This is a genomic window from Janibacter melonis, assembly GCF_003721155.3.
Taxonomy (GTDB): Bacteria; Actinomycetota; Actinomycetes; order Actinomycetales; family Dermatophilaceae; genus Marihabitans; species Marihabitans melonis.
The window spans coordinates 2,795,694-2,820,753 of the sequence record NZ_CP044548.2; the positions used below are offsets into that span (position 1 = coordinate 2,795,694).

The following is a 25,060-nucleotide window of genomic DNA, read 5'->3' on the forward strand; positions in this document are numbered from 1 at the left end:
CCGCTCTGCCGCCCGCAGCCTCTCACCTGAGGGCGGGTCCGGCACGTCGGCCGCCGTCGACAAGGGAGAGTCATGACGAAGAAGTCACTGGTCCTGGCGGCGCTGACCGCCGGCACGCTCGGACTGGCCGCCTGCGGCGGCGGCACCGGCGCGGGGAGCGCCGACGGCGGCGGCGGGGACGGCGAGAAGGCGACGTCGATCAAGCTCGTCGCGGCCGAGTACTCGAAGGACAACACGAAGGCGTTCTGGGACGACTTCGCCAAGAAGTACAAGGACGAGACCGGCTACGACCTCGAGGTCCAGATCATCAGCTGGGACAACATCGACCAGCAGTCCTCGACGATGATCCAGAACAACCAGGCGCCGGACATCCTCAACCTCAACGCCTACGCGAGCTACGCGAAGGACGACCTGCTCTACAGCGCCGACGAGGTGCTCAGCGACGAGGTCCAGGGCGACATCCTCGACACCTTCGTCAAGTACGGGACCTACGAGGACAAGTTCTACGGCTTCCCCGACCTCTCCAGCGCCCGCGCGCTCTTCTACAACAAGGACCTCTTCGACAAGGCCGGTATCGACGCCCCGCCGAAGACGTGGGACGAGCTCGCCGAGGACGCGAAGAAGGTCTCCGCTCTGGGCGACGGCACCGCGGGCTACGCCCTGCCGCTCGGCCCGGAGGAGAGCCAGGGCGAGTTCTCCATGTGGCTGTTCAACAACGGCGGCACGTGGAAGGACGACTCCGGCTGGACGATCAACTCTGACAAGAACGTCGAGACGCTGAGCTTCCTCAAGAAGATGACCGACGACAAGGTCACCCAGAACAACCCCGGCAAGACCAACCGTGCCGACGCCTTCGACCTCTTCGCCTCCGGCAAGGCCGGCATGGTCGTCGGCTTCAGCCCGCTCGCCGCCCAGCTCGACGAGGAGGACAAGGTCGACTACGAGGCCGCGCCCTTCCCGAGCAACGACGGCACGGACTCGAAGACCTTCGGCGTCACCGACTACCTCATGGCCTTCAAGAAGGACGGCAACGAGGACGCGGTGAAGAAGTTCTACGAGCTGTACTACCAGCCCGACCAGGTCAACACCTTCATCGAGAAGGAGGGCTTCCTGCCCGTGACCAAGTCCGGCGTCGAGGAGTTCGCCGACGACGAGGACCTCAAGGTCTACCTCGACACCCTGCCCAACGCGCAGCTCACCCCGACCGACGACCCGACGTGGGACAAGGTCAAGCTCGCGGTCCAGCAGAACCTCGGCGGCGCCGTGTCCGCCGACGGCGACCCGAAGGCCGTGCTCGACGAGCTCCAGAAGACCGCCGAGTCCCAGCAGTGACCACCCGAGGACGGCGCCGTCGCCGGCAGGTCGGTCAGGTCAGCTCGGCGCAGGCCTGGCTCTGGCTGGCGCCGGCGACGGCGCTGATCCTCGGCATCGTGCTCTTCCCGGCGATCATGCTCGTGAGCGCCAGCCGCGGCGAGTACTCGATCACCGGTCTGCGCACCGGTGACGCCGGGTGGAGCAACTACACGAAGGTCCTCGACCACCCGGCCCTCGGCGTGGTGCTCAAGAACACCCTCGTCTGGGTCGTCGTCGTCGTCGCGCTGACGATCGTCATCTCGCTGGCGCTCGCGCAGCTGCTCGTCAAGGACTTCCCCGGGCGCCGCTTCGTGCGGTGGGCCGTCATCGTGCCGTGGGCGGCCTCGCTCGTCATCACCAGCCAGCTCTTCGTCCTGCTCTACGACTACAACTACGGGATGATCAACCACCTGCTGCGCTCGGTGGGGATCATCGACACCTCGATCGACTTCCTCGGCGACGACCGGCTCACGCTCGCGTCGATGATCGTCGTCGGCGTCTTCGTCTCGCTCCCCTTCACGATCTTCGTCTTCATCGCGGGCCTCAACGCGATCCCGGACGACGTCATGGAGGCCGCGACCGTCGACGGCGCGAGCCCGTGGCAGCGCTACCGCCATGTCACCCTGCCGCTGCTCAAGCCGGCGCTGCTCGTCGCGAGCGTCCTCAACGTCATCTACGTCTTCAACAGCTTCCCGATCGTCTACACGCTCAACGACCGCAACCCCGGGTACGCGCACGACACGACGATCACCTTCATGTACAAGCTCGCCTTCAAGAGCCAGGAGAAGGACGTGGGCATGTCCGCGGCCGCGGGCATCTTCAACGTCATCCTCATCCTCGTCGTCATCGCGATCTACATGAAGGTCGTCAGCTGGAAGGAGGAGACCCGATGAGCGTCCAGGCCACCACGCCGCGCCGTCGTCTCCCGCTCACCCTCGCGGGCGCCGCGGTCGCGATCGTCTTCCTCCTGCCCTACGTCGTCATGGTGCTCGACTCCTTGCGCACGAGCCGCGACGTCAAGACGACCCCGCCGAGCTTCCTGCCGCGGGTGTGGCAGTGGGACACCTACGCCCAGGTCCTCGGCGACGAGCGCTTCCGGGCGTGGCTGCAGACCAGCCTGGTCGTCGCGATCGGCTCGACGGTCCTCGTCGTCCTCGTCGCGGTGCCCGCGGCGTACATGACGGCCCGCTACCGCTTCCGCGGGCGGATGATCTTCCTCGTCGTCGTGCTCGTCACCCAGATGTTCAGCCCGACCGCGCTCGTCGTCGGCCTCTACCGCCAGTTCTTCGAGCTCAACATGGTCAACACCTACGGCGCGCTCATCCTCACCAACGCCGGCTTCAACCTCGCCTTCGCCGTGTGGATCCTCCACGGCTTCTTCTCCTCGATCCCGACCGAGGTCGAGGAGGCGGCGCTGCTCGACGGCGCGACCCGCATGCAGGTGCTTTGGCGCGTCATGCTCCCGCTCACCCGCCCGGGTCTGGTGACGGCGACGATCTTCACCTTCATCGCCGCGTGGAACGAGTACGTCGTCGCCCTCACCCTGATGATCGACGACGACAAGAAACCGCTGACGGTCGGCATGCGCTCCTACATCACCGGCTACGAGCAGAACTGGGACCAGCTCTTCGCGGCCTCGGTCATCGCCGTCGTCCCGGTCGTCATCCTCTTCGCGATCATCGAGCGGCACCTCGTCGGCGGCCTCACCGCCGGCAGCGTGAAGTGAGCCCGCACGGCGACGTGCTCGACATCCATGTCCACGGCGCCGTCGGGGAGCCCTTCGGCGGCACCGTGGAGGGCACTCTCGCCGCCGCCGCGCACCACGACGGCGGGGTCGTCGCGAGCCTCGTCTCGGGCACGCCCGACGAGATGGCCCGCCAGGTGGGGGTCGTCGCCGCGGCGATGACGAAGGGGGATCTCCGCAGCTCGGCGATCCGCGGGATCCACTGCGAGGGGCCCTTCCTGTCGACCGTGCGCCGCGGGGCGCACGACCCGCACGTGCTCCGCGACGCCGACCCGGCGCTCGTCGAGCGGCTCGTCGGGGTCGCCGCCGCCGCCGGCGCCCCCGGCGCGATCAAGCACTGGACCTTCGCCCCCGAGCGCACGAGCGGGGGGCTCGCCCCCTTCGTCCGCACCCTCGTCGAGCACGGCGTCGTGCCGGCGGTCGGTCACACCGACGCCCCCGCCGCGCAGGTGCGCGCGGCGCTCGGGCTCGTCGCCGACACGCTCGGCGCTCCCGGCCTGGTCACCCACCTCTTCAACGGCATGCCGGCCTTCCACCACCGCTCCGGCGGACCGGTGGCCGCCGCGATGTCCGCGGCGGCCGGCGGCGAGTGCCTCGTCGAGGTCATCGCCGACGGCGTGCACGTCGCGCCCGAGGTCGTGCGGATGGTCTTCGAGACCCTCGGGCCGGACCGGGTCGTGCTCGTGAGCGACGCGATGTCGGCGACGGGTCTGGGCGACGGCGACCACCTCCTCGGCACGCTGCCGGTGCGGGTGCGCGACGGCGTCGCGCGTCTCGTCGTCGAGGAGGGGGAGGGGTCGATCGCGGGCAGCACCTCGACGCTCGAGCGCTGCGTGCGCTGGGCGGTCGACGTCGCCGGGGTCGACGAGCAGGACGCGCGCACGAGCGCGACCCGCACCCCTGCGGCCGCGCTGCGCCTCTGAGCCGCGGCCCGACCGGCCGCAGCGCGGGCTCAGCCCACCCGGTCGAGCATCCCCTGCGCGACGTCGTGGAGCAGCGCGCCCGGGTCGTCGACGTCACCGCGGTGCACGACGACGAGCAGGGTGTGGCCCGAGCGCACGAGGAGGCGCTGCTCGGGCCGTCCGCCGGTGGTCGTCGTCAGCCCGAGGGACTGGTCGCCGACCTCGTCGACGGGCAGACCGCTGACCGCCACGTCCGACGGTCGGTCGCCGAGGTCGACCGTGTGCGTGCTGCACGGGCCGACGACCTGACCGGCCTGCTCGAGCACCGTCTGCGGCACGACCTCGTCGAAGGTCAGCAACGAGACCTCGAGCCGCCGCTCGCCGCTGGTGAAGGCGGCCGCGCTCGCGACGCCCAGATGGTCGTCCCGCAGCCCTTGGGCCGCCTCGCCCCGCAGGTAGAGGTCGCGGCACTCCGGCGGCTCGGCGGTGAGCCGGCTTGTGTCGCGCACGTCGACCTCGCGCCAGCTGCCGGGCAGGTCCTGCACCTGCGGCAGCACGACGCGCACCTGCTGGGCGGTGAGCTCGCGCTGCTCGGGGGAGAGCTCGGTCGTCGCGCTGCTCGTGCTCGACGTCGGGGCGGGGGTCGTCGACGGCGCGACGACGGGCTCGTCCTGGCCGGAGCACCCGGCGAGCGCGACGAGCGCCAGCGCGACGACGGCCACGCGCGAGCGGTGGGTCACCGGGCCGCCTCGGGCACCGCGGAGATGACCTCCTGGGCCGTCGTGCGCAGCGGAGACAGGTCGGTGTCGGGGTCGGTGTGGGTGAGCGTGACGACGACGAGGGTGTTGCCGTCGCGCACCGCGAGCGTGTCGAGGTAGTACGTCTTCTGCTCGCCGCTGGCGGCGCTGGACTGCAGGCTCTTGCGGACCCCCAGGGACTGCTGGCCGACCGGCTCGACCTCCAGGGGCTCGGCCGAGATCCTCTCGTCGAGCTGGGCACCGGCCTGCTCGCCGTAGAAGGCGAAGGCCGAGCACTGCGGCAGCGCCTGCTCCGCCCGGTCGAGCAGCGCCGGGTCGAGCGGCTGCTCGTGGCTCTCGACGGTGATGCCGAGGACGCGCAGCGACTCGCCGGACCCCGTCGTCGCCCCCGCCTCGGCGCGCCCGCTCTGCATCGCCTTCGCGTCGCGGCGGGGCTGCCCGAGCAGGAGGACGTCGATGCACTCGGCCGGGTCGGTCTTGCGCCACCGCGTCGGGGTGTCGTCGACCTGGCTGCGGTCCCACCCGGGCAGCGGCTCGGGGATCGTCCGCGCCGCCTGCTCGTCGTCGAGGACGTAGGGCTCGACCTGCCGGGGCGGGGTCGTCGTCGGCGAGGGTGAGTCCTCGCCGCCACCGACGAAGGGGAGGGACCCGCACCCGGCGAGCAGGAGCGAGGCGACGGCGATCGCGGCGGTGCCGCGCACAGGACGGGTGGTCATGACGTCTCCTCGAGCGAGGTGAGGATCGAGCGGGCGCCCTGGCGCAGCGCCTCGGTGTCGGGCGTGCTCGGGTCGGTCGAGGACGCCGCGACGACGACGTAGGTATGACCGACGGAGAAGCGCAGGGTGTCGATGTAGGAGTCGGGCCGGCCGGAGACGCCGGTGATGTGGTGGCGCACGGCGAAGGACCGGTCGCCGAAGGTCTCCATCGTCAGCGGCGTCGTCTCGTAGTCGGCGCCGTCGTAGGTCCACGTCGCGCAGCGCCCCAGCGCGGCGCCGGCCTCGTCGAAGGGCCCCGAGGGGAAGGGCTGCTCGAAGCTGCGCAGCTCGACGAAGGCGAGCTGGTCCCCCTTCGTGTAGTTCTCGCTCGTCCGTCCGGCGACAGAGCCCTGCGCCTCCTGCCACGCGGGTCCGCGCAGGATCATCGCGGCGCACTCGGGAGGGTCGACGTTCTCGACGTCGTCGATCTCGCCGATCGTCGCGTCCCCGCGCGGCCCCCACCCCTGCCCGAGGTCCTCCGGGGCGGGCCGGGCGGCCTCGAGCTCACCGCGCGAGTACACCTGGTGCAGGCGGTCCTGCGGGGTGCTCGAGGACGCGGCGGAGGTGGTCGGCGCGCTCGTCGGGTCGTCGGAGGCGAAGGGGGAGCACCCCGCCGCCACGAGGGCGGCGGCGGCGACCACGAGCGCGCGACGAGACACGTCAGCCCTGCGTGAGGTTGCGGTCGACGATGCCGGCCAGGGTGCTCGTCAGCCCGTCGACCCGCTCCGAGGAGGGTGCGACGTAGTAGACGACGGTGACGAGGGTGTGGCCGCGCTTGAAGGCGAGGTAGTCCGCGACCCCGCCCTTGCTCGGCGCCTCGGTGCTGTCGGTGATGGAGAAGCGGGTCGAGTACGTGCGCTCGCCGACCTGGGGCACGCCGAGGCCCTCGATCGTCACGGTGTCGACGACCTCGTCCTCGTCGTCGCCCTCGAAGGTCGTGAAGCGCTTCATCGGCGAGCACCGCCCGACGGCGCTGCCGGCCGCGGTGAAGAGCGAGTCGGGCACCTCGGTGTCGTAGCTGCGGATCGTCACGCTCGCGGAGCCGAGCTTCGTCGCGTGCGTGTAGGAGCGCGTCACGTCGACGACCTCGCGCTCGTCGAGGGCCTTGCGCGCCGGGCCGGCGAAGTTGGCGTCGAGGCACCCGTCGGGCTCGGTGCGCTGCTCGGCGACCTCGGAGGCGGGTCGGCTGTCGATGGTGATCTCGGGCGGCAGGTCGCCGACGATCGGCAGGGCGATCTCGGCGGCGGCCTCGTCGAGCTGACGGCCGCCGGGGTCCTGCGTCGTGCTCGGCGCCTCGGGCTCGGGGGCGAAGGGGCCCACGCACCCGCTCGCCGCGAGGACGAGCGCGGCGGTGCCCAGTGCCAGAGAGGCGCGACAGCTCATCAGAAGCCCGGCGAGACGCTCGAGGACTCCTGCGAGCCGCTCGCCTCGCGGGGGCCGTCGCGCAGGTTGGACTCGGTGGCCTTCGCCGCGGTCTCGAGACCGCCGGTGCGCACCGAGTCGCCGCCCTCGTGCGTCTCGATGACCTGGACGATCGCGGAACCGACGCTGAAGAAGACGCGCTCGACGACCTTGTCGGTGCCCTTCTCGCGCATCCGTACGCGGAAGGTGCGGTCGCCGTAGGTGGGACCTGTGGAGGCCTCGGCGAGGTAGGTCGTCGAGCCGTTCTTCGTCACCTGCTGGTACTCGCCGCACTGCTCGAGCGCGTCGCCCATCGAGGTGAAGACCTCGTCGGGCACCGCGGTGCGATAGCTCGTGATCTTCACGCCGATCCCGCCGTCGTCCTCGCCGGGCAGGAAGATGCGCCGGGCAGCACCCGTGCGCTCGGTGCGCAGGTCCTCGCCGACCCGGCCGGACAGGAGCATGTCGCTGCAGACCTTCGGCAGCGTCGTCAGCTCGTCGGCGGCATCGGGGTCGCCGTCGGAGGCGACCCACTGGCCGGGCACCTGGCCCTCGCCGGGCAGGTAGCGCTGGACCTGCTCGTCGTCGAGCGAGGACAGGGTGGGCGTCGAGCTCGTCGGCTCCGGGGTGGGGGAGTCCTCGCCGCCGCAGGCGGTCGTGAGCAGGAGCAGGGCGGCGGTGGCCGCGACGACGGGTGTCCTCATGACGACATCCTCTTCAGGGTGGTCCGGGCGACGTCCCGCAGGAGCGGGCCGGGGTCGGATCGGTCGCCGACGTAGTTGACGACGACATAGCTGTGGCCGGAGAGCACGGTGACCCGGTTGAGCGTCGAGCCGCTGCCGCTCACGGTGGCCAGCCCCATGCTGCGGTCGCCGATGGCGGGCACCTGCAGCCCGCGGGTCTCCTGGCTCTGGGTCTGGCCGTCGCTGTAGACGAGGTCGTAGGTCGAGCAGCGGCCCATCGCGTCGCCGGCGACGGTGAGCAGCGAGACGGGCACCGGCTCGTCGAAGGAGTAGACGAAGACGGCGAGGTAGTCGGCGTCGGTCCCGTCGGTGACGTAGTCGTGCTTGGCCTCGGCGACGCGGTGCTCCTTCGCGAAGGCCTTGGCCTGCTCGCCCTGGAGGAAGAGGTCGCCGCAGCTCGTCGGGTCGTAGGAGATCGTGCTGGGCACGACGCGGTTGTCGACCCACCCGTCGCCGATCTCCTTCGCCGGCGGCAGGGCCTTGCGCACCTGGGCGGGGGTGAGCTCGCGCTGCTCGGGCTTGGTGATCTCGGGCTGGACATCGGCGGCGGAGGAGGTCGCGGGCGGCGGTGCCGCGCTCGTCGAGCTCGACGACGAGCTGCCCCCGGGCATGCAGGCGGACACGGACAGGACGGCTGCCGCGCTCACCCCTGCCCGCACGAGACCTCGTGCCGTTGCGCTCATCGCGGCCCACGATACGTGGCTCCTGGCGACGGGGGCCGGGCGCGTGCCTATCCTGCGGGGAGGACGAGGCGACGAAGGGGGGACGAGCCCGTATGCGCGAGCGCACCACGACGTGGGACCGACGCTCCCTCCTGCTCGCCGGCGCGCTCGCGCCGCTCGCCGCGTGCGCGGGCGAGCCGGAGCCGCTGCAGCGCTCCGGCAGCGCGTCCACCCCCACGCCGTCGGGCCCCGGGTCGGCGTCGTCGGGCAGTTCGACGCCGAGCCCCAGGTCGAGCTCCACGACGACCTCCACGGCCGCCTCGGGCCGGCTCGAGCGGGTGGACCTGCCGGCGCTGGACGACCTCGCCGGCCGGTGGGCCGCCTACGCCGCGGTCTGGGTCGGGGGCGAGTTCTCCTCCGACGGGGGCCCGTCGGCGGACGACGGCGACTGGCTCTACGAGGACATGTTCGGGCAGTGGGGCTTCCTCACCCGCTTCGCCGACGGACGGGCGGTGATGGTCGGCTCGGCCCAGCCGGAGCGGGTGCGGCCCGCGGCGGAGGAGCGCGAGGCCCGCGCCGCGATGCTCGCCGGCGCCCCGTCGTGGTGGGCCGTCGGGCTGCAGCCGATCGACCCCGCGACGGCGGTCCACTACGTCTGCGGGTTCGAGGCCGGCCGGTGGCGTCAGGTCGCGGGGGTCTCCGAGCGCGCGAGCGGCATCACCTCGCTCAACTTCGTCCTGCGCACCGAGCGCCAGGTCGTCGACGAGATGGTCCTCATGGCCAACACCGGCGTCGCCGACCGCCCGGCCACCGCGAAGTCCGCTGCCCGCGCGCTCGTGCGCTCCGGCAGCAAGGCCACCGCCGCCCAGGTCGCCGCCGTGGGGTCCGACATCCGCGACGCGCGGGCCGGCGCTGCCGCTGCCGCCCTCTTCGCCGCCCCCGGCCGCCACTAGCTCCCGCGCACCCGTCGGCTCACCCGGAGCGGGTCAGGACCTCTTCGTCAGCGCGCTGCCCTTGTGCGCCGCGGTGGCGCCGGTCTTCTCGGACTTCACGACGTAGGCCGGCTCGTCCGCGCTCGCGGTGAACTTCTGCCCGTCGTGCTGGAAGTCCTTCGTCTTCTTCTCCACGACGGTGCCGTGGGTGGTGCCCTGCGAGGTCTTCCAGCTGACCTCGTCGCCTGTCGAGTAGTCGCTCATGGGCTCATCGTGCCCATCGACGACGCCGAAGGGGGCGACCCGGGTACCCCCCGGTCCGCCCCCTTCGCGACGGCCTCACATCCGGTCGATGGTCACCCCGTAGTAGCTCGCCGCGTCGACGACGGGCTGGTAGAAGCTGTACGACCCGGCGCTGTAGCCGCGGTTGTAGCCGCAGTCCACCCCGACGGGACCGCCGGAGGTCATGCCCTGGGCGAGGTTGCCGACGCCGATGTAGGCGCCGCCGGAGTCGCCGCCCTCGGTGCACACGCTCGCCTCGGCGAGGCCGGAGGTCACGGTGCCGCCGTAGTTGACGGTGCGGTTGTAGGCCTTGATCGTCCCGCAGGTCCAGCCGGTGGTGTTGCCCGCCTTGCAGATCTCGGTGCCGACGGCGTTCTTGCTCATGCCCTTGACGGCGTAGTAGCCCGAGTGCCCGCGGCTGTCGACCTGCGGCACGCCGCGGTCCTCGGAGTCGACGTCCATGAGGCCCATGTCGACGCTGGAGGAGCCGGTGCGGAAGCGCGAGCTCGTGCCCTTGCCGATGTGGGTGCCGTTGGCGTCGTAGATGTCGGGCAGACCCTCGACGCAGTGACCGGCCGTGAGCAGCACGTTGTTGCCGCTCGCGGTCTTGCCCGGGTAGCCCAGCGAGCAGTTCGTGCCCGGCACGAGATCCATGATCCGGCCGGGGTAGACGTCCGCCTGGGTCGACAGGGTGTCGCCCTGGGTGACGGTCACGCCGGGCGTCGCGGCCAGCTGACGGCGCACCGCAGCGCTCGCGCCGGGGGCCAGGCGCACCGAGACCGTGCCCGTCGTGACGTCCGAGCCGATGCTCGAGATCTCGTCCTTGGCCGAGCCGAGACCGCGCAGGATCGTCGCGGCGCGGGCGTCGAGCTCGCTCTGGCCGGCGGCCCGCGAGGGGACGAGCCCCGCCGTGCGGGCGGCCGAGGCGTCCGCGTCGGAGCCCACGACGACGACGAGCCGCTCGCCCTTGAAGTACGCGCCGTCGACGTCGACGCCCCGCTTCTCCAGCGCCCGCATCGCGGCCTGACGCTCGTGCTTGGCGTCGAGGTAGGACTGCGCCTTCGCGCGGCTCACGCCGTCGCGCGCCATGACGAAGTCGACGAGGACGTCCTCCTCGGCGCCGGGGGAGGGGGCGGACGGCGCGGTGGGTGCCTCGACGGCCGTGGGGGCGGCCTGCGTCGTGGGCAGCGCGGTCAGACCCAGGGCCGCGGTGGCGGCGAGGGCGAGAGCGGCGCGGCCCAGCGGGCGGGGGGTGTGCGACAGGCGGATCGACATCGGTGGTTCTCCTGGTGTCGTGGCCGGGTCCCGGCCGGGAGCCGCGGACGAAGGGGGTGCCGCGGCGCCCCGAACTCTGGCGGCCCCCCGGGCCCGGCGGTAGTGCGCCTGACCCGATCCGTACCCGGCGGAACAGGTCTTGACCTGGGGCAGCACCTGCCGTGGTCTGACGGGGGTGTCCACGGGGTGGGCACCTGACCACCCCCTGACTTGCACCGCCCGAGACGAATCACCTAGTCTGGAACCGTTCCAAAGAAGGAACGGATCCGGACAGGGTCCACCCCCTCACCCCCCATCGTCAGGAGCACATTCGCATGTCGCTGATCAACACCCAGGTCAAGCCCTTCGAGGCCACCGGCTACGTCAACGGTGAGTTCAAGGACTTCTCCAGCCAGGACATCGCTGGCAAGTGGGCGATCTTCTTCTTCTACCCGGCCGACTTCACCTTCGTGTGCCCGACCGAGCTCGGCGACCTCGCGGACTACTACGACGAGCTGAAGGGCCTCGGGGTCGAGGTCTTCTCGGTCTCCACCGACACGCACTTCACGCACAAGGCGTGGCACGAGACCTCCGAGACCATCGGCAAGATCGGCTACCCGATGCTCGGCGACCCGACCGGCCGCATCTCCCGCGGCTTCGAGATCCTCCGCGAGGACGAGGGCCTGGCCAACCGTGGCACCTTCCTCGTCGACCCGGACGGCGTCATCCAGTTCGCCGAGGTCACCGCCGAGGGCATCGGCCGCAACGCCTCCGAGCTCGTCCGCAAGGTCAAGGCCGCCCAGTACGTGCGCAACAACCCGGGCCAGGTCTGCCCCGCCAAGTGGGAGGAGGGTGCTGACACCCTCACCCCGGGCCTGGACCTCGTCGGCAAGATCTGATCCGCCCCTCCTGACGCCGTGCCCCGGCCCGGGGACCACCCCTGAGGTCCCCGGGCCGTGGCCACGGCGCCGCTGCACCCCCCTTCGCACCACCCGCACCGCTACCGCTCGAGGAGTCCCCACCTATGGCGCTCGACGCCCCCCTGGCCACCCAGCTGAAGTCCCTGCTCGACAACCTCCGCGAGCCCGTCGAGCTCGTCGCCGCGTACGACGAGCGACCCAAGTCGGGCGAGCTGCGCGAGCTCCTCACGCAGATCGCGGGCATGCACGACCTGCTCACCCTGCGCGAGGCCGAGGGCGACGAGATCGGCGAGCGCCGCCCCGCCTTCCGGATCCAGCGCGTCTCCGCGCCCGAGGTCGCGGTGACCTTCGCGGGCCTGCCCCTCGGCCACGAGTTCTCCTCGCTCGTCCTCGCGCTGCTGCAGGTCGGCGGCCACCCGGTCAAGGAGGACGAGGCCACCCTCGCCGCCGCCCGTGCCGTGCAGGGCGAGCACCACTTCGTGACGTACATGTCGCTCACCTGCCAGAACTGCCCGACGGTCGTCCAGGCGCTCAACGCCCTGGCCGTCCTCAACCCGGGCGTCTCCCACACGGTCGTCGAGGGCTCCCTCTTCCAGGACGAGGTCGAGCGCGAAGGGGTCATGGCCGTCCCGTCGATGCGTCTGGACGGCGAGAGCTTCGGCTCCGGCCGCATGGAGCTCTCCGAGATCCTCGCCAAGCTCGACGACATCACCGGCGGCACCGGCTCGCTCGAGGCCGCCGCGGCGCTCTCTGAGCGCGAGCCCTACGACGTCCTCGTCCTCGGCGGTGGCCCCGCCGGCGCCTCGGCCGCGATCTACGCCGCCCGCAAGGGGATCCGCACCGGTCTCGTCGCCGACCGCTTCGGCGGGCAGGTCAACGACACGATGTCGATCGAGAACCTCGTGGGCACCCCGCGCACCGACGGCCCGACCCTCGCGGCCGACCTCGAGCGCCACGTCCACGAGTACGACGTCGACCTCGTCAAGGGCCAGACCGCGTCGGGCATCACCGAGGCCGGCGAGGACGGTCTCGTCACCGTCGACCTCGCCTCGGGCGCCGGCCTGCGCGCCCGCTCGGTGATCATCGCGACCGGTGCGCGCTGGCGCACCATGGACGTGCCGGGCGAGGACGAGTACCGCAACAAGGGCGTCACCTTCTGCCCGCACTGCGACGGCCCGCTCTTCAAGGGCAAGGACGTCGCGGTCATCGGCGGCGGCAACTCCGGCGTCGAGGCCGCGATCGACCTCGCCGGCGTCGTGCGCCACGTCACCGTCGTCGAGTACCTCGACGAGATGCGCGCCGACGAGGTGCTCCAGCGCAAGCTGCGCTCGCTGCCCAACGTCGACGTCGAGCTCGGCCGCCGGACCACCGAGGTCGCGGGCGACGGGGCGAAGGTCACCGGTCTCGTCCACGAGCCGCGGGACGGCGGCGACGCCGTGACGACCGCGGTCGACGGCGTCTTCGTCCAGATCGGTCTGCTCCCGAGCACCGAGTGGCTCATCGGCAGCGGCGTCGAGCTGAGCGAGCGCGGCGAGGTCGTCGTCGACGACCGCGGCGCGACGAGCCTGCCGGGCGTCTTCGCCGCCGGCGACGTCACGACGACCCCGTACAAGCAGATCGTCGTCGCCCTGGGCGACGGCTCGACGGCCGCGCTGTCGGCCTTCGACCACCTCATCCGCACGAGCGCCCCGGCGGGTGCGGACACGACGGCGGCGACGAAGGTCGCCGACGGCGACCCGGTGGACAGCGACCCGACCGACGTGCCCGACATCGCCCGCGTCTGAGCGACCCGGGCATCACCAGCACCCATCTCCACGACCGAGGAGGACCACCATGACCGTCTCGTCCGAGCCGACCGACCAGGGCCCCAAGCCCTTCGTCGTCAACATCGAGCGCGCCACGCTCGAGAACTCCAACTTCCGCACGACGCTGTGGACCGGCGCCAACCTCCAGCTCACGGTGATGTCGATCGCCCCCGGTGACGACATCGGGCTCGAGGTGCACGACGACCACGACCAGTTCCTGCGGGTCGAGTCCGGCGAGGGGCGCGTGCAGATGGGCCCCGCGCAGGACGACCTGTCCTTCGACCGTCAGGTGGGTGACGACGACGTCGTCCTCGTGCCCGCCGGGTCGTGGCACAACATCACCAACACCGGGGTCGAGCCGCTCCAGGTGTACTCGCTGTACGGCCCGCCCGACCACGTGCACGGCACGGTCCACGCGACGAAGGCCGACGAGGCCGCGGACCCGACCGAGCACTGAGCTCATCGAGCACTGAGGAGCACGAAGGGGGCGGACCCGCCACGGCGGGTCCGCCCCCTTCGTCATGCCCGGCGAGAGGTCACCAGACGGCGGCGACCGCCTCGATCACCGTCGGCAGGTTGCGCTCGTCGAGCGCGGCGACGCAGATGCGGCCGGAGTCGAGACCGTAGACGCCGTGCTCCTCGCGCAGCGCGCGCATCTGCTCGGCGCTCAGACCCGTGTAGGAGAACATGCCGTTCTGCACGACGAAGTGCTCGACGTCGGCGCCCGGGATCGCCGCGGCGAGCCCGTCGCGCAGACGGGTGCGCATCGCCCGGATCCGCTCGCGCATGGAGCCGAGCTCGTCCTCCCAGGTCTGGCGCAGCTCGGCGTCCCCGAGCACGGTGCTCACGACGAGCGCGCCGTGGCTGGGCGGGTTCGAGTACGTCGTGCGGATGATGACCTTGAGCTGGCTCTGCACCCGGGCGGCCTCGTCGGCGTCGGAGCACACGACGCTCAGCGCGCCGACCCGCTCGCCGTAGAGGCTGAAGGACTTCGAGAAGGACGTGGCGACGAGCATCGCGACGCCGGTGCGCGCGAAGAGGCGCACGGCCGCGCCGTCCTCCTCGATGCCGTGCGCGAAGCCCTGGTAGGCCATGTCGAGCAGCGGCACGAGCCCGCGCTCGACGACGACGTCGCGCACCTGCTCCCACTGCTGCGGGGTGAGGTCGTAGCCCGTGGGGTTGTGGCAGCAGGCGTGCAGCACGACGACGGTGCCGGCCTCGGCGGTGCGCAGCGCGTCGAGCATGCCGTCGACGTCGACCGAGCGGGTCTGCGCGTCGTAGTACGGGTAGCTGTCGACGGTGAGCCCGGCGCGGGTGAAGATCGCGCGGTGGTTCTCCCAGCTCGGGTCCGAGATGAGGACGCGGGCGTCCGGGGTGGTCTGGTGGACGAGGTCGGCGGCGATCTTCAGACCGCCGGTGCCGCCCACGCCCTGGACGACGGCGACGCGCTCGTGCGCCAGCTCGTCGCCGAAGACGAGCCCCGCGACGGCGGAGCGGTAGGCCGGCAGGCCGTCGATCGGCAGGTAGGACCACGGGCGGGTGCCGTCGACGACGCGCTCGTCGGCCTGCTCGACGCAGCGCAGCAGGGGCACGCGGCCGTTCTCGTCGGTGTAGACCCCGACGCCGAGGTTGACCTTCGTCTCGCGCGGGTCGGCGACGAAGGCCTCGGTGAGGCCGATGATCGGGTCACGGGGGGCCAGGGGGAGATCAGTCAGGAGGCTCACGGGACGATCCTGTCAGGGCGGCGCGGCCGGTGGGGATGTCGTCCGGATCACGGCACGTCGGGCTACCGGTCGGTAACGTCTCGGTCATGGCCACCATCGAGCACACCCGGCTGCGCGGCGACGGCGAGCCCGTCGTCCTCGTCCACGGCATCGGTCACCGGCGCGAGGCCTGGGGGCGGCTGCCCGCGCTGCTGCACGCGGCAGGCCACGACGTCGTCGTCGTCGACCTGCCCGGCTTCGGGCGGTCCGGCCCGCCGAGCGCTCCGGACGGCTGGTCGATGACGAGCACCGCCGAGCAGGTCGAGAGGCTCGCCGCCGAGCTCGGTCTCGAGCGGCCGCACGTCGTCGGCAACTCGCTCGGCGGGCTCGTGGCCCTCGAGCTGGCCGGCCGCGGGTCGGTCCGCACCGCCGTCGCGCTCGCCCCCGCGGGCTTCGCCTCGCGCCGCCATCTCGCCGTCGCCGCGTCGACCCTGCTCGCGCTGAAGGCCGGCTCCTACCTGCCGCAGCGGGTGCACCGGGCGGTGCACCGCTCGCCCCGGCTGCACGCGATCGCCTTCTGGCCGCTGTACACGCGCCCCGAGCTCGTCGACCCCGAGACCTCGCTCGGCGACACGCTCGCGCTGCGCACCGGGCGCGGCTTCTGGCCGCACCTGTTCGGGTCGCGTCGGCACCGCGTGCCCCGCGAGCTCGCGGTGCCGACGACGATCGCCTGGGGCGAGCGCGACCGCCTGCTCCTCCCCGCGCAGGCGCAGACCGCGCGCGAGCGGCTGCCGCACGCCGAGCACGTCCTGCTCCCCGGGTGCGGGCACTGCCCCCAGGTCGACGACCCGGACGCGGTGCTCGCCGTGGCAACGTCGACCTTCGCCCGGGCCGCCGACCCGGCCCCGTCGACGAGCTGACGGGTCCCCCTTCGCGCTGCCGTCGCGCCGGTCTCAGCGCCGGTCTGTGACCTCGAAGACCCCGTGCGCGCCCCGCTCGGCGTCGGCCATGACGTGGCTGACGAAGGGGTAGCGCCCGGCCTGGACGAAGCGCGTCTCGACGAAACCGCCCTGCGCCGGCAGCAGTCCTAGGGCCTGCGCTCCACCGGCACCCGCGTCGCGCCGGTCGAGCGTGGAGGCGCCCTCGAGCCACGTCGTGTCGAGCTGGCCGCCGACGACGTGGAAGGAGGTCGGCCGGCTCGGTCCCGCGGCGAGCAGCCAGATGCGCACGCGCTCGCCGACCCGGGCCGGCAGCGGCTGCGCGTCGTACTGGAAGGCCGCGCCGTTGAAGGTCATCAGGCTCGGCCGGTCGCCCGCCGCGGCCTCGGCGTCGACCGGACGGACCCCGTCGGCGTCCGGAGCCCCGAGGTGCATCTCCGAGGCGACGAGGACGTAGCTGCGGTCGACCTCGGTCAGGTCCTCGGGCTCGATGACGACCGCGCCGTGCATGCCGGCCCCGATGTGGGTCGACATCGGCATCGTCGAGCAGTGGTACATCCACATCCCGGCCCGCGTCGCCGTGAAGGTGTAGGTGAGCCGCTCGCCGGGCGCGATGGTGCGCATCGGCCGGTCGGGGGCGAGCTCGCCGGCGTGGAGGTCGACCGAGTGCCCCATGGAGCCGTCGTTGACGAGGGTGATGACGAAGCGGTCGCCGACCCGCCCGTGGAGCACCGGCCCAGGACCGGTGCGGCCGGACCCGTCGTCGAAGGTCCACCGCGTCGCCCGGACCCCGGGCGCGACCTCCGCGGTCGTCTCGCGCACGGTGAGCGTCACGCGGTGCACCCGGTCGTCGTCGAGCGGCGGGAGGACGGCGTCGGCGGCCTCGAAGCCGTCGGACCAGCGCGCGGTCGGGTCGAGGGCGAAGGGGGACCCTCCCGAGCCGGCCGTGCCCGGAGCGGCCGCTCCCGCGGCGTCGTCGTGGCCGGTGTGCCCGCCGCCGTCGGACCCCTGCGTGCCACCTGCGGGCTCGCCGCGGACCGCGACGGTGAAGGTCATCCCCATGAGCCGGTGCCCGGTGACCGAGCAGAAGCCCTCGCGGGTGCTGCCGACGACGCCGAGGTCGAGCGTCGAGCTCTCGCCCTCGCCGATGCGCTCGGAGCGGTGCTCGTCGTCGAAGACGAGGTCGTGCCGGGTCGAGGCGTCGGTGCTGCGCACGGTGATGACGACGCGGTCGCCGGGGTCGACGTCGACCCGGCTGGGCTCGAAGGTCATGTCGGCGGTCGCCGTGACCTCGACGTCGCGGGTGACGCCGGTCGGGGCCACCTGCTCGCTCGCGGCCGCCGGGACGTCGGCGCCGAGCACGGGGGCCGTCGCCGGGCCGGCCGCGACGGCGAGCGCGAGCGCGGCCAGCCCGGCGCCGAGCTGGTGCACCGGGACCGGTGCGTCGAGCACGGCGGCGACCTCCGCGCGGCCCTGGGAGGGCGAGGGCGGGGGCTCCCCCTTCGCCGTGCGCTCGGCGATCGCACGACGCTGCGCGATGCACGCCCGGATGGCCCGGAAGAGCAGCGGGACGAAGGCGACGAGGGCGAGGAGCACGAGGACCGAGCACAGGACGCGCGCGCCGGAGGGCACGGGGAGCAGGCACAGCACGAGCCCGCCGTTGACGACGACGAGGCGCAGGACCCACCACCGGTCCATCTCGCGCATGCCAGCACGCACGACCGACGGACCGCCCCCGATGACCGACGGCACGAGGTGGCTCAGCGCGCCGAGCAGCACCTGGAGCATGAAGCCGATGACGAAGACCGCCGCGACGGCGTCGTACCCGGTGGCGGCATCGGCCCAGGTGGGTGCGGTGGCCACCCGCCACGCGACGGCGAGGACCCCGGCGACGAGCCAGAGCAGCCCGGCGGCCACGGATGCCGGGGCGTGGTGGCGCGTCGGCCGAGCACGGGCCGGGCCAGCCATCGAGGACGCCGACCGGGCGAGGCCGGCGAGGTAGACGAGCAGCCCGACCGCGACGAGCGGCCGGCTGCCGACGAGCGCGGCGGTGACGGCGAGGGCCAGCCCGCCGACGAGGACCGGCAGGGCGGTGCGTGCCCGCCGCTCGGCGTCGGCGTCCATCGGGGCGCGCAGCATCGTCGGCCACAGCGTGACGACGGTCGCGACGACCGTGATCCCCAGCCAGCCGAGGACGTTGACGAGGGAGTGCGCGACGACGAGGCGCGCGTGCATCTCGTCGTCCGGCCCGCGGGCGAGCAGGGTGCCCAGGAGCGCGCCGACCGGCAGGCAGGTCGCGGCGACGAGGTAAGAGCGCACGGTGACCCGGAAGCGGCCCGGCAGTGCGTGGCGCAGCCGTCGCCACAGGGCGACCGCGTGCCAGGCCACCGCCGCGACGACGAGGGTGGCGCCGACGACCGTCGCGGGCCACAGGGCGCTCGGCACGCCGACGAGCACGAGGACGGCCCCGGCGTGCAGCAGGAGCAGCCGCCGCCCCTGCGCCGCCCGGGGGTCGAGATCGGGCGCGGTCTTGAGCAGGGTCGTCGCGAAGTGGGTGCTCCACACCATGACCGAGTGGCTCATCGCGCCGAGCGCGACCATGTGCACCATGAGCCACGTCGACCCCGGGACGAAGGGGTGGACGAGCGCCGTCGTCGCGGCGAGGACGAGCCAGACGAGCCCGGGCCGGTCGCGCAGGCCCCACGTGCCACGTGTCGGGCGGCCGGGGGCGCCAGGCGACGCCGAGGGGCGGGCCGTCGTGCCCCCGGCGGTGCTCACCGGTGGGCCCGGTGACGCGGTGCGGGCGTGAGCGCGTCGACCCGCTCCCAGTCCTGCGCGGAGAGGCCGACGGCGGCGGCGGGGAAGAGGCCGTTCTCCTCCTTGTGGATGTGCTCGCGCAGGTCGGCGTAGAGGCGGTCGACGACCGAGTGGTCACCCGCGCGCAGCGCGCTCAGCTGTGCGTCCAGCTGCTCGTGCTCGGCGCACAGCCCCTCGACGTGGTCGGCGAAGGTCTCGTCCTCGCGCAGCACGGCGAAGAGGCCGACCTCCTCGGCCCGGGTGTGCGGGTCGAGCAGGCCGCGGACGAGGTCGACGAGCGCGACGACCTGCTCCCGGGGGACGCCGTCGTGCACAGCCCGCCGCAGCAGCCCGGCCGTGTTGATGACCTCGACGTGCTCGGCGGTGAAGCGCCCGACGACCTCGAAGGTCTCGCACCCGCAGTACGTGCACATGGCGTCTGCCTCCTCGTGCGGTCAGGCCCGCGTGAGGCGCAGGGTCCAGACCTCGGGGCCGCGCTCCAGGTAGGTGACCGACCAGGTGCCCGGCTCGCGGGCGTCGACCTGCGCGAGGAGGGGCACCGGGTCGTGGTGCGCGACGAGGTCGATCGAGCCGCCCGACGGGATCGCGCCGAGCGCGCCGATGACGGCGGCGTGCCGGACGGCGCGGGGGATCGACCGCACGTCGAGCGCGGGCACCCCCTCGTCCGTGCAGCCGCAGGCGCACTCGTGCTGGGCGGCTGCCAGGGGCAGGGTGCGGGTCGGCTCGGTCATGGGTCCTCCTGCGTCGTGGGCAGGGGTAGACCCTCCGCCCGATATTTAATACGGTGTCTTCATGAAAAATACTCCTCCGCTCGGACCGGCGCCAGCTCGGGGTGCGCCGGGGGAGTCCGGGCTCACGACGGCGCAGCGCCGCACCCTCCTCGCGCTCCAGGAGGCCGGCGGCCCGCGCTCGGTCGTGGAGGTCGCCGCGGCCACGGGAGTGCACCCGAACACCGTGCGCGCGCACCTCGAGGCGCTCGTCGCGTCCGGCCACGTCGAGCGAGCCCGGCGCCATGCGGGTGGCCGTGGGCGGCCCAGCGCCGTCTACGCCGCCGAGCCCTCCGACCACTCGGTGCGCGAGTACCGCGCGCTCGCGACGGCCTTCGTCGAGCAGCTCGCGTCCGGCCCGGGGACGGGGGAGCGGCTGCGCGACATCTCGCGCGCCGTGGGACGCACGTGGAGCGGGCACCGCGACGTCGAGCCCGTCGACGGCGACGACGCCCGCCCGGTGGTCGTCGGCGCCCTGCGCCGGCTCGGCTTCGCCCCTGACGACACCGACCCCGACCACGTGCGGCTGCGCACGTGCCCCCTGCTCGACGTGGCCCAGGTCCACCCCGACGTCGTGTGCCAGGTCCATCTCGGGCTCGTCGACGGGCTCCTGCGTCGTGCCGGTGACGACGCGACGCAGGCCGGGCTCGCCCCCTTCGCCGAGCCGGGGGCCTGCGTCCTGCACCTCGAGCGGCCCTGACCGGGCTCTCGGCTGCCGGGGCCGGCGATCTGCCGGGCGGTGATCTGCCGGGCGGTGATCGGCGGCAGCGCCCAGGTCGGTGGGGCAGAGTGGTCCCATGAGTGTTACTCGTGAGTACGACCAGGCTGCTGCCGCGGTGCGGCGCGGCCCGGCCGACCTGCCCGACGAGCTCGACGTCCTCGTCGTCGGTGCCGGCATCTCCGGCATCGGGGCCGCCTACCGCCTGCTCGAGCGCGACCCCGACCTCGACCTCGCCGTCCTCGAGGCGCGCGACAGCAGCGGCGGCACGTGGGACCTCTTCCGCTACCCGGGCGTGCGCTCGGACTCCGACATGTACTCGCTGTCCTTCCCCTTCCGCCCGTGGGACCGGGAGCAGTCGATCGCCGACGGCGCCTCGATCCTCGAGTACCTGCGCGAGACCGCCGCCGACAGCGGCATCGCCGAGCGGACCTACCTCGGGTGCTCGGTCGTCGCCGCCAGCTGGTCGAGCCAGGCGCAGCGGTGGTCCGTCGAGGTCGAGGGAGCCGACGGGTCGGCCCGCGTGGTGCGGGCCCGGTACGTGCACCTGGGGTCGGGCTACTACGACTACGACAGCCCGCACGACCCGGGCTTCGTCGGGGTCGAGGACTTCGCCGGCGAGGTCGTGCACCCGCAGCACTGGCCGCAGGACCTCGACCTCGCCGGGCGGCGCGTCGTCGTCATCGGTTCGGGGGCGACCGCGGTCTCGCTCGTCCCCGCAGCGGCGCAGACGGCCGCGTCGGTGACGATGCTGCAGCGCACCCCGAGCTACGTCATCGCCGTCCCGGCGAGCGACCGGCTCGTCGAGCGCCTGCGCCGCGTGCTGCCCCCCGGTCCGGTGCAGCAGGTGGCCCGCACGAAGAACGTCCTCGTCCAGCGCTTCCTCTACGTCCTGTCCCGGGTGCGCCCCTCGGCGGCGCGGGGGATCGTGCTCGGCGCGCTGCGGCGGGTGCTGCCCCAGGACGTCGTCGACGAGCACTTCACCCCGCCGTACGACGTGTGGGACCAGCGGCTGTGCGCCGTGCGCGACGGCGACCTCTTCACCGCGATCCGTTCCGGCTCGGTCGAGGTCGTCACCGGGCACGTCGACCGCTTCGAGCACGGCGGGATCCGTCTGCAGGACGGGCGGCTCGTCGAGGCCGACGTCGTCGTCACCGCGACCGGCCTGCGGCTCAAGGCGCTCGGCGGCATCCGCCTCACGGTGGACGACCGCGCGGTCGACATCGGGCGCACCTTCGCCTACCGCGGGCTCATGCTCAGCGGGGTGCCGAACATGTCGATGACCGTCGGCTACGTCAACGCGTCGTGGACGCTGCGCGCCGACCTCGTGTCGGGCTTCGTCGCCCGGCTCGTGCACCACATGCGCGAGCACGGCATCGGCGCCGCCGTGCCCGTCGCGCCCGAGGGGATGACCCCCGCCCCGATCCTCGACCTCACCTCCGGGTACGTGCAGCGCGCCGTCGGCGCCTTCCCGAAGGTGGGCGACCGTGACCCCTGGACGATGGAGCAGAGCTACATGAAGGACCGCCGCGCGTTCCGCGCCGCCGACGTCACCCAGGACATGCACCTCGTGCCGCTCGGCGCGGTGGGCGTGCACCTGCCCACCGGGGCTGCCGCCCCGGCGACCGTCGACCTCCCGGGGTCGTCGAGCAACACCGACGACTCCGTCGGCGACCTCGTCGAGGTGAGGGCATGAGCCGCCCGGCCCTCCGGCGTCCCTCCCGGCCCCCGCTCGACGTCGCCGGTGCGACCGCCGTCGTCACCGGGGCTGCCGGCGGGATGGGCGAGCACATCGCACGGGGTCTCGGCCGGCGCGGGGCGCACCTGGCGCTCGTCGACCGCGACGCCGACGGGCTCGAGCGGGTCGGCGGGCTCGTCGGTGACGAGTCGCCCGGGGTGAGGGTGAGCACCTACGTCGCCGACCTCTCCGACCGCGACGCGGTGACCGCGCTCGCCGCCCGCCTGCGCGATGCGCACCCCGACGTGCGGGTGCTCGTCAACAATGCCGGCGTCGCCCTCGGCGGGCGTTTCGTTCAGACGAGCGAGGCCGACTTCGACTGGCTGCTCGAGGTCAACCTCCACACCCCGATCCGGCTCACCCGGGCGCTGCTGCCGCTGATGATCGAGAACGGCCAGGGCCAGGTCGTCGGCCTGTCGAGCCTCTTCGGTCTCGTCGGCCCGGCCGGTCAGACCGCCTACTCGACGAGCAAGTTCGGGCTGCGGGGCTTCAACGAGTCCCTCGCCAGCGAGCTCGACGCCGAGGACCAGCCCGTCGGTGTCACCTCGGTGCACCCGGGCGGCATCGCGACGAACATCGCCCGCAACGCGCGCACCGCGTCGGGTGTCGACCCCGACGAGGCGGCCCGCGGGCGGCGGGCCTTCGACAAGGCGCTGCGCTACCCGGCGGACAAGGCCGCCGAGGAGATCGTCGAGGCGCTCGTCGCGCGCCGCCGGCGCCTGCTCGTCGGCAACGACGCCCGGGCCCTCGACGCGCTCGCCCGGGTCGCCCCGTCCGGCTACTGGTCGGTGATGCAGTGCGGCCTCGAGCTCGCCGCCCGCCGCTCCCGCTGACCCCGCACCCCGCACCACCCCCTTCGCCGAGGTATGGCAATCGGTCGGATCTCACGGCGCATCCTGCCCGATCTCCATACCTCGGCGAAGGGGGGAGGCGTGGGGCGAGGGGGGAGGCGGGCGGTGTGACACATGCCGCGCGACTGGTGCATCCCGGCCGATCTCGGAGAGAGTGAGCCCATGACCCTCCCCGCACAGCTGCAGGGCCGGCTCCGCCTGCCGGTCGTCGCCTCGCCGATGTTCCTCGCCTCCGGGCCCGAGCTCGTCATCGGCACCAGCCGAGCGGGGGTGCTCGGCACCTTCCCGGCGCTCAACCAGCGCACGACGGCAGGCTTCGACGAGTGGCTGTGCGAGATCGAGGAGGGGCTCGCCGCCCCCGCGGCGCCGGGCGCCCCCGAGCCCGCCCCCTTCGGCGTCAACCTCATCGTCCACCGGACGAACGCGCGCATCGAGGCCGATCTCGAGCGGATCGTCGAGCACGAGGTGCCCCTCGTCATCACCAGCCTCGGTGCCGTCCAGGAGGTCGTCGACGCGGTCCACTCCTACGGCGGGCTCGTCTTCCACGACGTGACCGGTGCGGTGCACGCCCAGAAGGCCGCCGACGCGGGCGTCGACGGGATCATCCTCGTGAGCGCCGGTGCCGGCGGTCACGCGGGCGGGATCAACCCCTTCGCCCTCATCGCCGACGTGCGCCGCGTGTGGGACGGCACGCTGCTCCTCGCCGGGGCCCTGTCGAGCGGTCAGGACGTCCTCGCCGCGCAGGCGGCCGGCGCCGATCTCGCGTACATGGGCACGCGCTTCCTCGCGACGCAGGAGGCGACCGTCGCCGAGGAGTACAAGGCGATGATCACCGACCACACCGCGCAGCAGATCGTCTACACGCCCTCGATCTCCTCGATCCCGGCGAACTTCCTGCGCGGCAGCATCGAGGCCGCGGGGCTCGACCCCGAGCACCTCGCCTCGCCCGAGCGGGTCGACCTGCACCACGTGACCAACCCGCACGACGAGCACGCGAAGGAGAGCAAGGCCTGGCGCGACATCTGGTCCGCCGGCCAGGGCGTCGCGGGCATCGAGGACGTCCTGCCCGTCGCCGAGCTCGTCGACCAGCTCGCCCGTGAGTACGAGGAGGCGACGCAGCGGCTCCTCGCCGCGCTGCCCACCCGGGAGGGCGCGCCGGCATGAGGCTCGCGACGATCCGCACGGCGGGCGGCACCCGCGCCGTGCGCCGTGAGGGCGACACCCTCGTCGAGACCGGTCACGCCGACGTCGGCGCGCTGCTCGCCGACCCGGGCTGGCGCACGGCGGCCCTCGCGGACGGCCCGACCCACCCGGTCGACGGCGCCGACTTCGCCACGCTCGTCACGACGCCGAGCAAGGTCGTGTGCGTCGGTCTGAACTACACGAACCACATCGTCGAGATGGGGCACGACCTGCCGACCCACCCGACGCTCTTCGCGAAGTTCGCCGACGCACTCGTCGGCGCGCACGACGACATCCCGCTGCCGCCCGAGACCGAGGCGCTCGACTGGGAGGTCGAGCTCGGCGTGGTCGTCGGGCAGCGCGTGCGCCGGGCGAAGGGGGAGAGCGCCGAGGCGGCGATCGCGGGCTTCACCGTCGTCGACGACATCAGCTGCCGCGACTGGCAGATGCGCACCGGCGAGTGGCTCCAGGGCAAGACGTGGGACTCCTCGACGCCGGTCGGGCCCTACCTCGTCACCCCTGACGAGCTGCCCGGCGGGGTGCGCCCCGAGCTCGAGGTCTCGCTCCACGTCGACGGCGTCCTGCGTCAGCGCGACAGCACCGCCGACCTGCTCTTCGACCCCGTCGCGCTCGTCGAGCACATCTCGACGGTCGTGCGCCTCAACCCCGGTGACATCATCGCGACGGGGACCCCGGGCGGGGTCGGCCACGGCATGACGCCGCCGACCTACCTCGCGCAGGGCCAGGTCGTCGTCGCCGAGGTCGAGGGCATCGGCGCCCTGACCAACCGCGTCGTCGCCGACCCGACCGCCTGACCAGCCCGCAGCACCACCCA

General features: G+C 73.1%; 26 protein-coding genes. 14 read left to right on the forward strand and 12 right to left on the reverse strand.

What is annotated here, in order from left to right; all coding sequences use genetic code 11:
- The first annotated feature begins 72 nt into the window (after positions 1–72).
- Genes EEW87_RS13395 through EEW87_RS13410 form a run of 4 tightly spaced genes read left to right on the forward strand, consistent with a single transcriptional unit; the run spans position 73 to position 4,020 of the window.
- Positions 73–1,332, forward strand: a complete 1,260-nt coding sequence (locus EEW87_RS13395) for an extracellular solute-binding protein (protein ID WP_224766997.1) — start codon at positions 73–75, stop codon at positions 1,330–1,332.
- The gene (locus EEW87_RS13400; RefSeq protein ID WP_123092560.1) at positions 1,329–2,246 is read left to right on the forward strand and encodes a carbohydrate ABC transporter permease; all 918 of its coding nucleotides are present in this window, start codon (positions 1,329–1,331) and stop codon (positions 2,244–2,246) included. The genes EEW87_RS13395 and EEW87_RS13400 overlap by 4 nt, the downstream gene beginning before the upstream one ends.
- Positions 2,243–3,079 (forward strand): carbohydrate ABC transporter permease, encoded by an 837-nt coding sequence (locus EEW87_RS13405; protein WP_123092559.1) that lies wholly within the window; start codon positions 2,243–2,245, stop codon positions 3,077–3,079. Before EEW87_RS13400 ends, EEW87_RS13405 begins: the two co-directional genes overlap by 4 nt.
- Positions 3,076–4,020 (forward strand): N-acetylglucosamine-6-phosphate deacetylase, encoded by a 945-nt coding sequence (locus EEW87_RS13410; RefSeq protein ID WP_123092558.1) that lies wholly within the window; start codon positions 3,076–3,078, stop codon positions 4,018–4,020. The genes EEW87_RS13405 and EEW87_RS13410 overlap by 4 nt, the downstream gene beginning before the upstream one ends.
- Positions 4,021–4,049: 29 nt before the next feature.
- Here the strand turns inward: EEW87_RS13410 and EEW87_RS13415 are convergent, their stop codons facing one another.
- From EEW87_RS13415 to EEW87_RS13440, 6 genes are read right to left on the reverse strand one after another with little or no spacing between them, the layout of a single operon-like run.
- Entirely contained in the window at positions 4,050–4,739 is a 690-nt protein-coding gene (locus EEW87_RS13415; protein WP_123092557.1) for a hypothetical protein, read from the reverse strand.
- Entirely contained in the window at positions 4,736–5,473 is a 738-nt protein-coding gene (locus EEW87_RS13420; RefSeq protein ID WP_123092556.1) for a DUF5642 family protein, read from the reverse strand. The genes EEW87_RS13415 and EEW87_RS13420 overlap by 4 nt, the downstream gene beginning before the upstream one ends.
- On the reverse strand, positions 5,470–6,171 hold the full coding sequence (locus EEW87_RS13425) for a hypothetical protein (protein ID WP_123092555.1): 702 nt from the start codon (positions 6,169–6,171) through the stop codon (positions 5,470–5,472). The genes EEW87_RS13420 and EEW87_RS13425 overlap by 4 nt, the downstream gene beginning before the upstream one ends.
- Position 6,172: 1 nt before the next feature.
- Positions 6,173–6,895, reverse strand: coding sequence for a hypothetical protein (locus tag EEW87_RS13430; protein WP_123092554.1), 723 nt, complete (start codon positions 6,893–6,895; stop codon positions 6,173–6,175).
- On the reverse strand, positions 6,895–7,617 hold the full coding sequence (locus tag EEW87_RS13435) for a hypothetical protein (protein WP_123092553.1): 723 nt from the start codon (positions 7,615–7,617) through the stop codon (positions 6,895–6,897). Before EEW87_RS13435 ends, EEW87_RS13430 begins: the two co-directional genes overlap by 1 nt.
- The gene (locus EEW87_RS13440) at positions 7,614–8,339 is read right to left on the reverse strand and encodes a hypothetical protein (protein WP_148041595.1); all 726 of its coding nucleotides are present in this window, start codon (positions 8,337–8,339) and stop codon (positions 7,614–7,616) included. Before EEW87_RS13440 ends, EEW87_RS13435 begins: the two co-directional genes overlap by 4 nt.
- 92 nt (positions 8,340–8,431) lie before the next feature.
- Between EEW87_RS13440 and EEW87_RS13445 the strand changes: the two genes are divergently transcribed.
- Complete coding sequence (locus EEW87_RS13445; protein ID WP_123092551.1) at positions 8,432–9,271, forward strand: hypothetical protein; 840 nt, start codon at positions 8,432–8,434, stop codon at positions 9,269–9,271.
- A gap of 33 nt (positions 9,272–9,304) precedes the next feature.
- On the opposite strand, the gene EEW87_RS13450 is transcribed toward EEW87_RS13445, so the two are convergent.
- Both EEW87_RS13450 and EEW87_RS13455 read right to left on the reverse strand, forming a co-directional pair.
- Complete coding sequence (locus tag EEW87_RS13450; protein ID WP_123092550.1) at positions 9,305–9,514, reverse strand: hypervirulence associated TUDOR domain-containing protein; 210 nt, start codon at positions 9,512–9,514, stop codon at positions 9,305–9,307.
- 75 nt (positions 9,515–9,589) lie between these two features.
- The gene (locus EEW87_RS13455; protein WP_123092549.1) at positions 9,590–10,807 is read right to left on the reverse strand and encodes a trypsin-like serine protease; all 1,218 of its coding nucleotides are present in this window, start codon (positions 10,805–10,807) and stop codon (positions 9,590–9,592) included.
- Positions 10,808–11,121: 314 nt separating this feature from the next.
- On the opposite strand from EEW87_RS13455, the gene ahpC reads away from it, so the two are divergent.
- The 3 genes from ahpC to EEW87_RS13470 all read left to right on the forward strand — a co-directional run bounded on the left by ahpC (position 11,122) and on the right by EEW87_RS13470 (position 13,968).
- Complete coding sequence (gene ahpC / locus EEW87_RS13460; RefSeq protein ID WP_068271642.1) at positions 11,122–11,685, forward strand: alkyl hydroperoxide reductase subunit C; 564 nt, start codon at positions 11,122–11,124, stop codon at positions 11,683–11,685.
- A 125-nt stretch (positions 11,686–11,810) separates the two neighbouring features.
- Complete coding sequence (gene ahpF / locus EEW87_RS13465; RefSeq protein ID WP_123092548.1) at positions 11,811–13,490, forward strand: alkyl hydroperoxide reductase subunit F; 1,680 nt, start codon at positions 11,811–11,813, stop codon at positions 13,488–13,490.
- 49 nt (positions 13,491–13,539) lie between these two features.
- Positions 13,540–13,968, forward strand: a complete 429-nt coding sequence (locus tag EEW87_RS13470; RefSeq protein WP_068271649.1) for a cupin domain-containing protein — start codon at positions 13,540–13,542, stop codon at positions 13,966–13,968.
- Positions 13,969–14,047: 79 nt separating this feature from the next.
- Here the strand turns inward: EEW87_RS13470 and EEW87_RS13475 are convergent, their stop codons facing one another.
- Positions 14,048–15,235: an amino acid aminotransferase gene (locus EEW87_RS13475; protein WP_123092547.1), complete on the reverse strand. Its 1,188-nt coding sequence runs from the start codon at positions 15,233–15,235 to the stop codon at positions 14,048–14,050.
- An 86-nt stretch (positions 15,236–15,321) separates the two neighbouring features.
- Here EEW87_RS13475 and EEW87_RS13480 point away from each other — a divergent pair, with 86 nt between their 5' ends.
- A complete protein-coding gene (locus tag EEW87_RS13480) occupies positions 15,322–16,134 on the forward strand; it encodes an alpha/beta fold hydrolase (RefSeq protein ID WP_163562459.1) in 813 nt (270 codons plus the stop codon).
- Between the two features lie 33 nt (positions 16,135–16,167).
- Here EEW87_RS13480 and EEW87_RS13485 read toward each other — a convergent pair whose 3' ends face one another.
- The 3 genes from EEW87_RS13485 to EEW87_RS13495 are packed head-to-tail and all read right to left on the reverse strand — an operon-like array spanning position 16,168 to position 19,700.
- Positions 16,168–18,930, reverse strand: a complete 2,763-nt coding sequence (locus tag EEW87_RS13485; protein ID WP_123092545.1) for a multicopper oxidase domain-containing protein — start codon at positions 18,928–18,930, stop codon at positions 16,168–16,170.
- Positions 18,927–19,382 carry a hemerythrin domain-containing protein gene (locus EEW87_RS13490; protein WP_123092544.1) on the reverse strand — a complete coding sequence of 152 codons (456 nt, stop codon included), beginning with the start codon at positions 19,380–19,382 and terminating at the stop codon, positions 18,927–18,929. The genes EEW87_RS13485 and EEW87_RS13490 overlap by 4 nt, the downstream gene beginning before the upstream one ends.
- Positions 19,383–19,403: 21 nt before the next feature.
- Positions 19,404–19,700, reverse strand: coding sequence for a DUF2249 domain-containing protein (locus EEW87_RS13495; RefSeq protein ID WP_123092543.1), 297 nt, complete (start codon positions 19,698–19,700; stop codon positions 19,404–19,406).
- Positions 19,701–19,761: 61 nt separating this feature from the next.
- On the opposite strand from EEW87_RS13495, the gene EEW87_RS13500 reads away from it, so the two are divergent.
- The 5 genes from EEW87_RS13500 to EEW87_RS13520 all read left to right on the forward strand — a co-directional run bounded on the left by EEW87_RS13500 (position 19,762) and on the right by EEW87_RS13520 (position 25,040).
- Positions 19,762–20,436 carry a helix-turn-helix transcriptional regulator gene (locus EEW87_RS13500; RefSeq protein WP_123092542.1) on the forward strand — a complete coding sequence of 225 codons (675 nt, stop codon included), beginning with the start codon at positions 19,762–19,764 and terminating at the stop codon, positions 20,434–20,436.
- A gap of 97 nt (positions 20,437–20,533) precedes the next feature.
- Positions 20,534–22,150: a flavin-containing monooxygenase gene (locus EEW87_RS13505; RefSeq protein WP_123092541.1), complete on the forward strand. Its 1,617-nt coding sequence runs from the start codon at positions 20,534–20,536 to the stop codon at positions 22,148–22,150.
- Positions 22,147–23,025 (forward strand): SDR family NAD(P)-dependent oxidoreductase, encoded by an 879-nt coding sequence (locus tag EEW87_RS13510; protein WP_123092540.1) that lies wholly within the window; start codon positions 22,147–22,149, stop codon positions 23,023–23,025. Before EEW87_RS13505 ends, EEW87_RS13510 begins: the two co-directional genes overlap by 4 nt.
- A 180-nt stretch (positions 23,026–23,205) precedes the next feature.
- On the forward strand, positions 23,206–24,207 hold the full coding sequence (locus EEW87_RS13515) for an NAD(P)H-dependent flavin oxidoreductase (RefSeq protein WP_123092539.1): 1,002 nt from the start codon (positions 23,206–23,208) through the stop codon (positions 24,205–24,207).
- Complete coding sequence (locus tag EEW87_RS13520; RefSeq protein WP_123092538.1) at positions 24,204–25,040, forward strand: fumarylacetoacetate hydrolase family protein; 837 nt, start codon at positions 24,204–24,206, stop codon at positions 25,038–25,040. The genes EEW87_RS13515 and EEW87_RS13520 overlap by 4 nt, the downstream gene beginning before the upstream one ends.
- Positions 25,041–25,060: the final 20 nt, after the last annotated feature.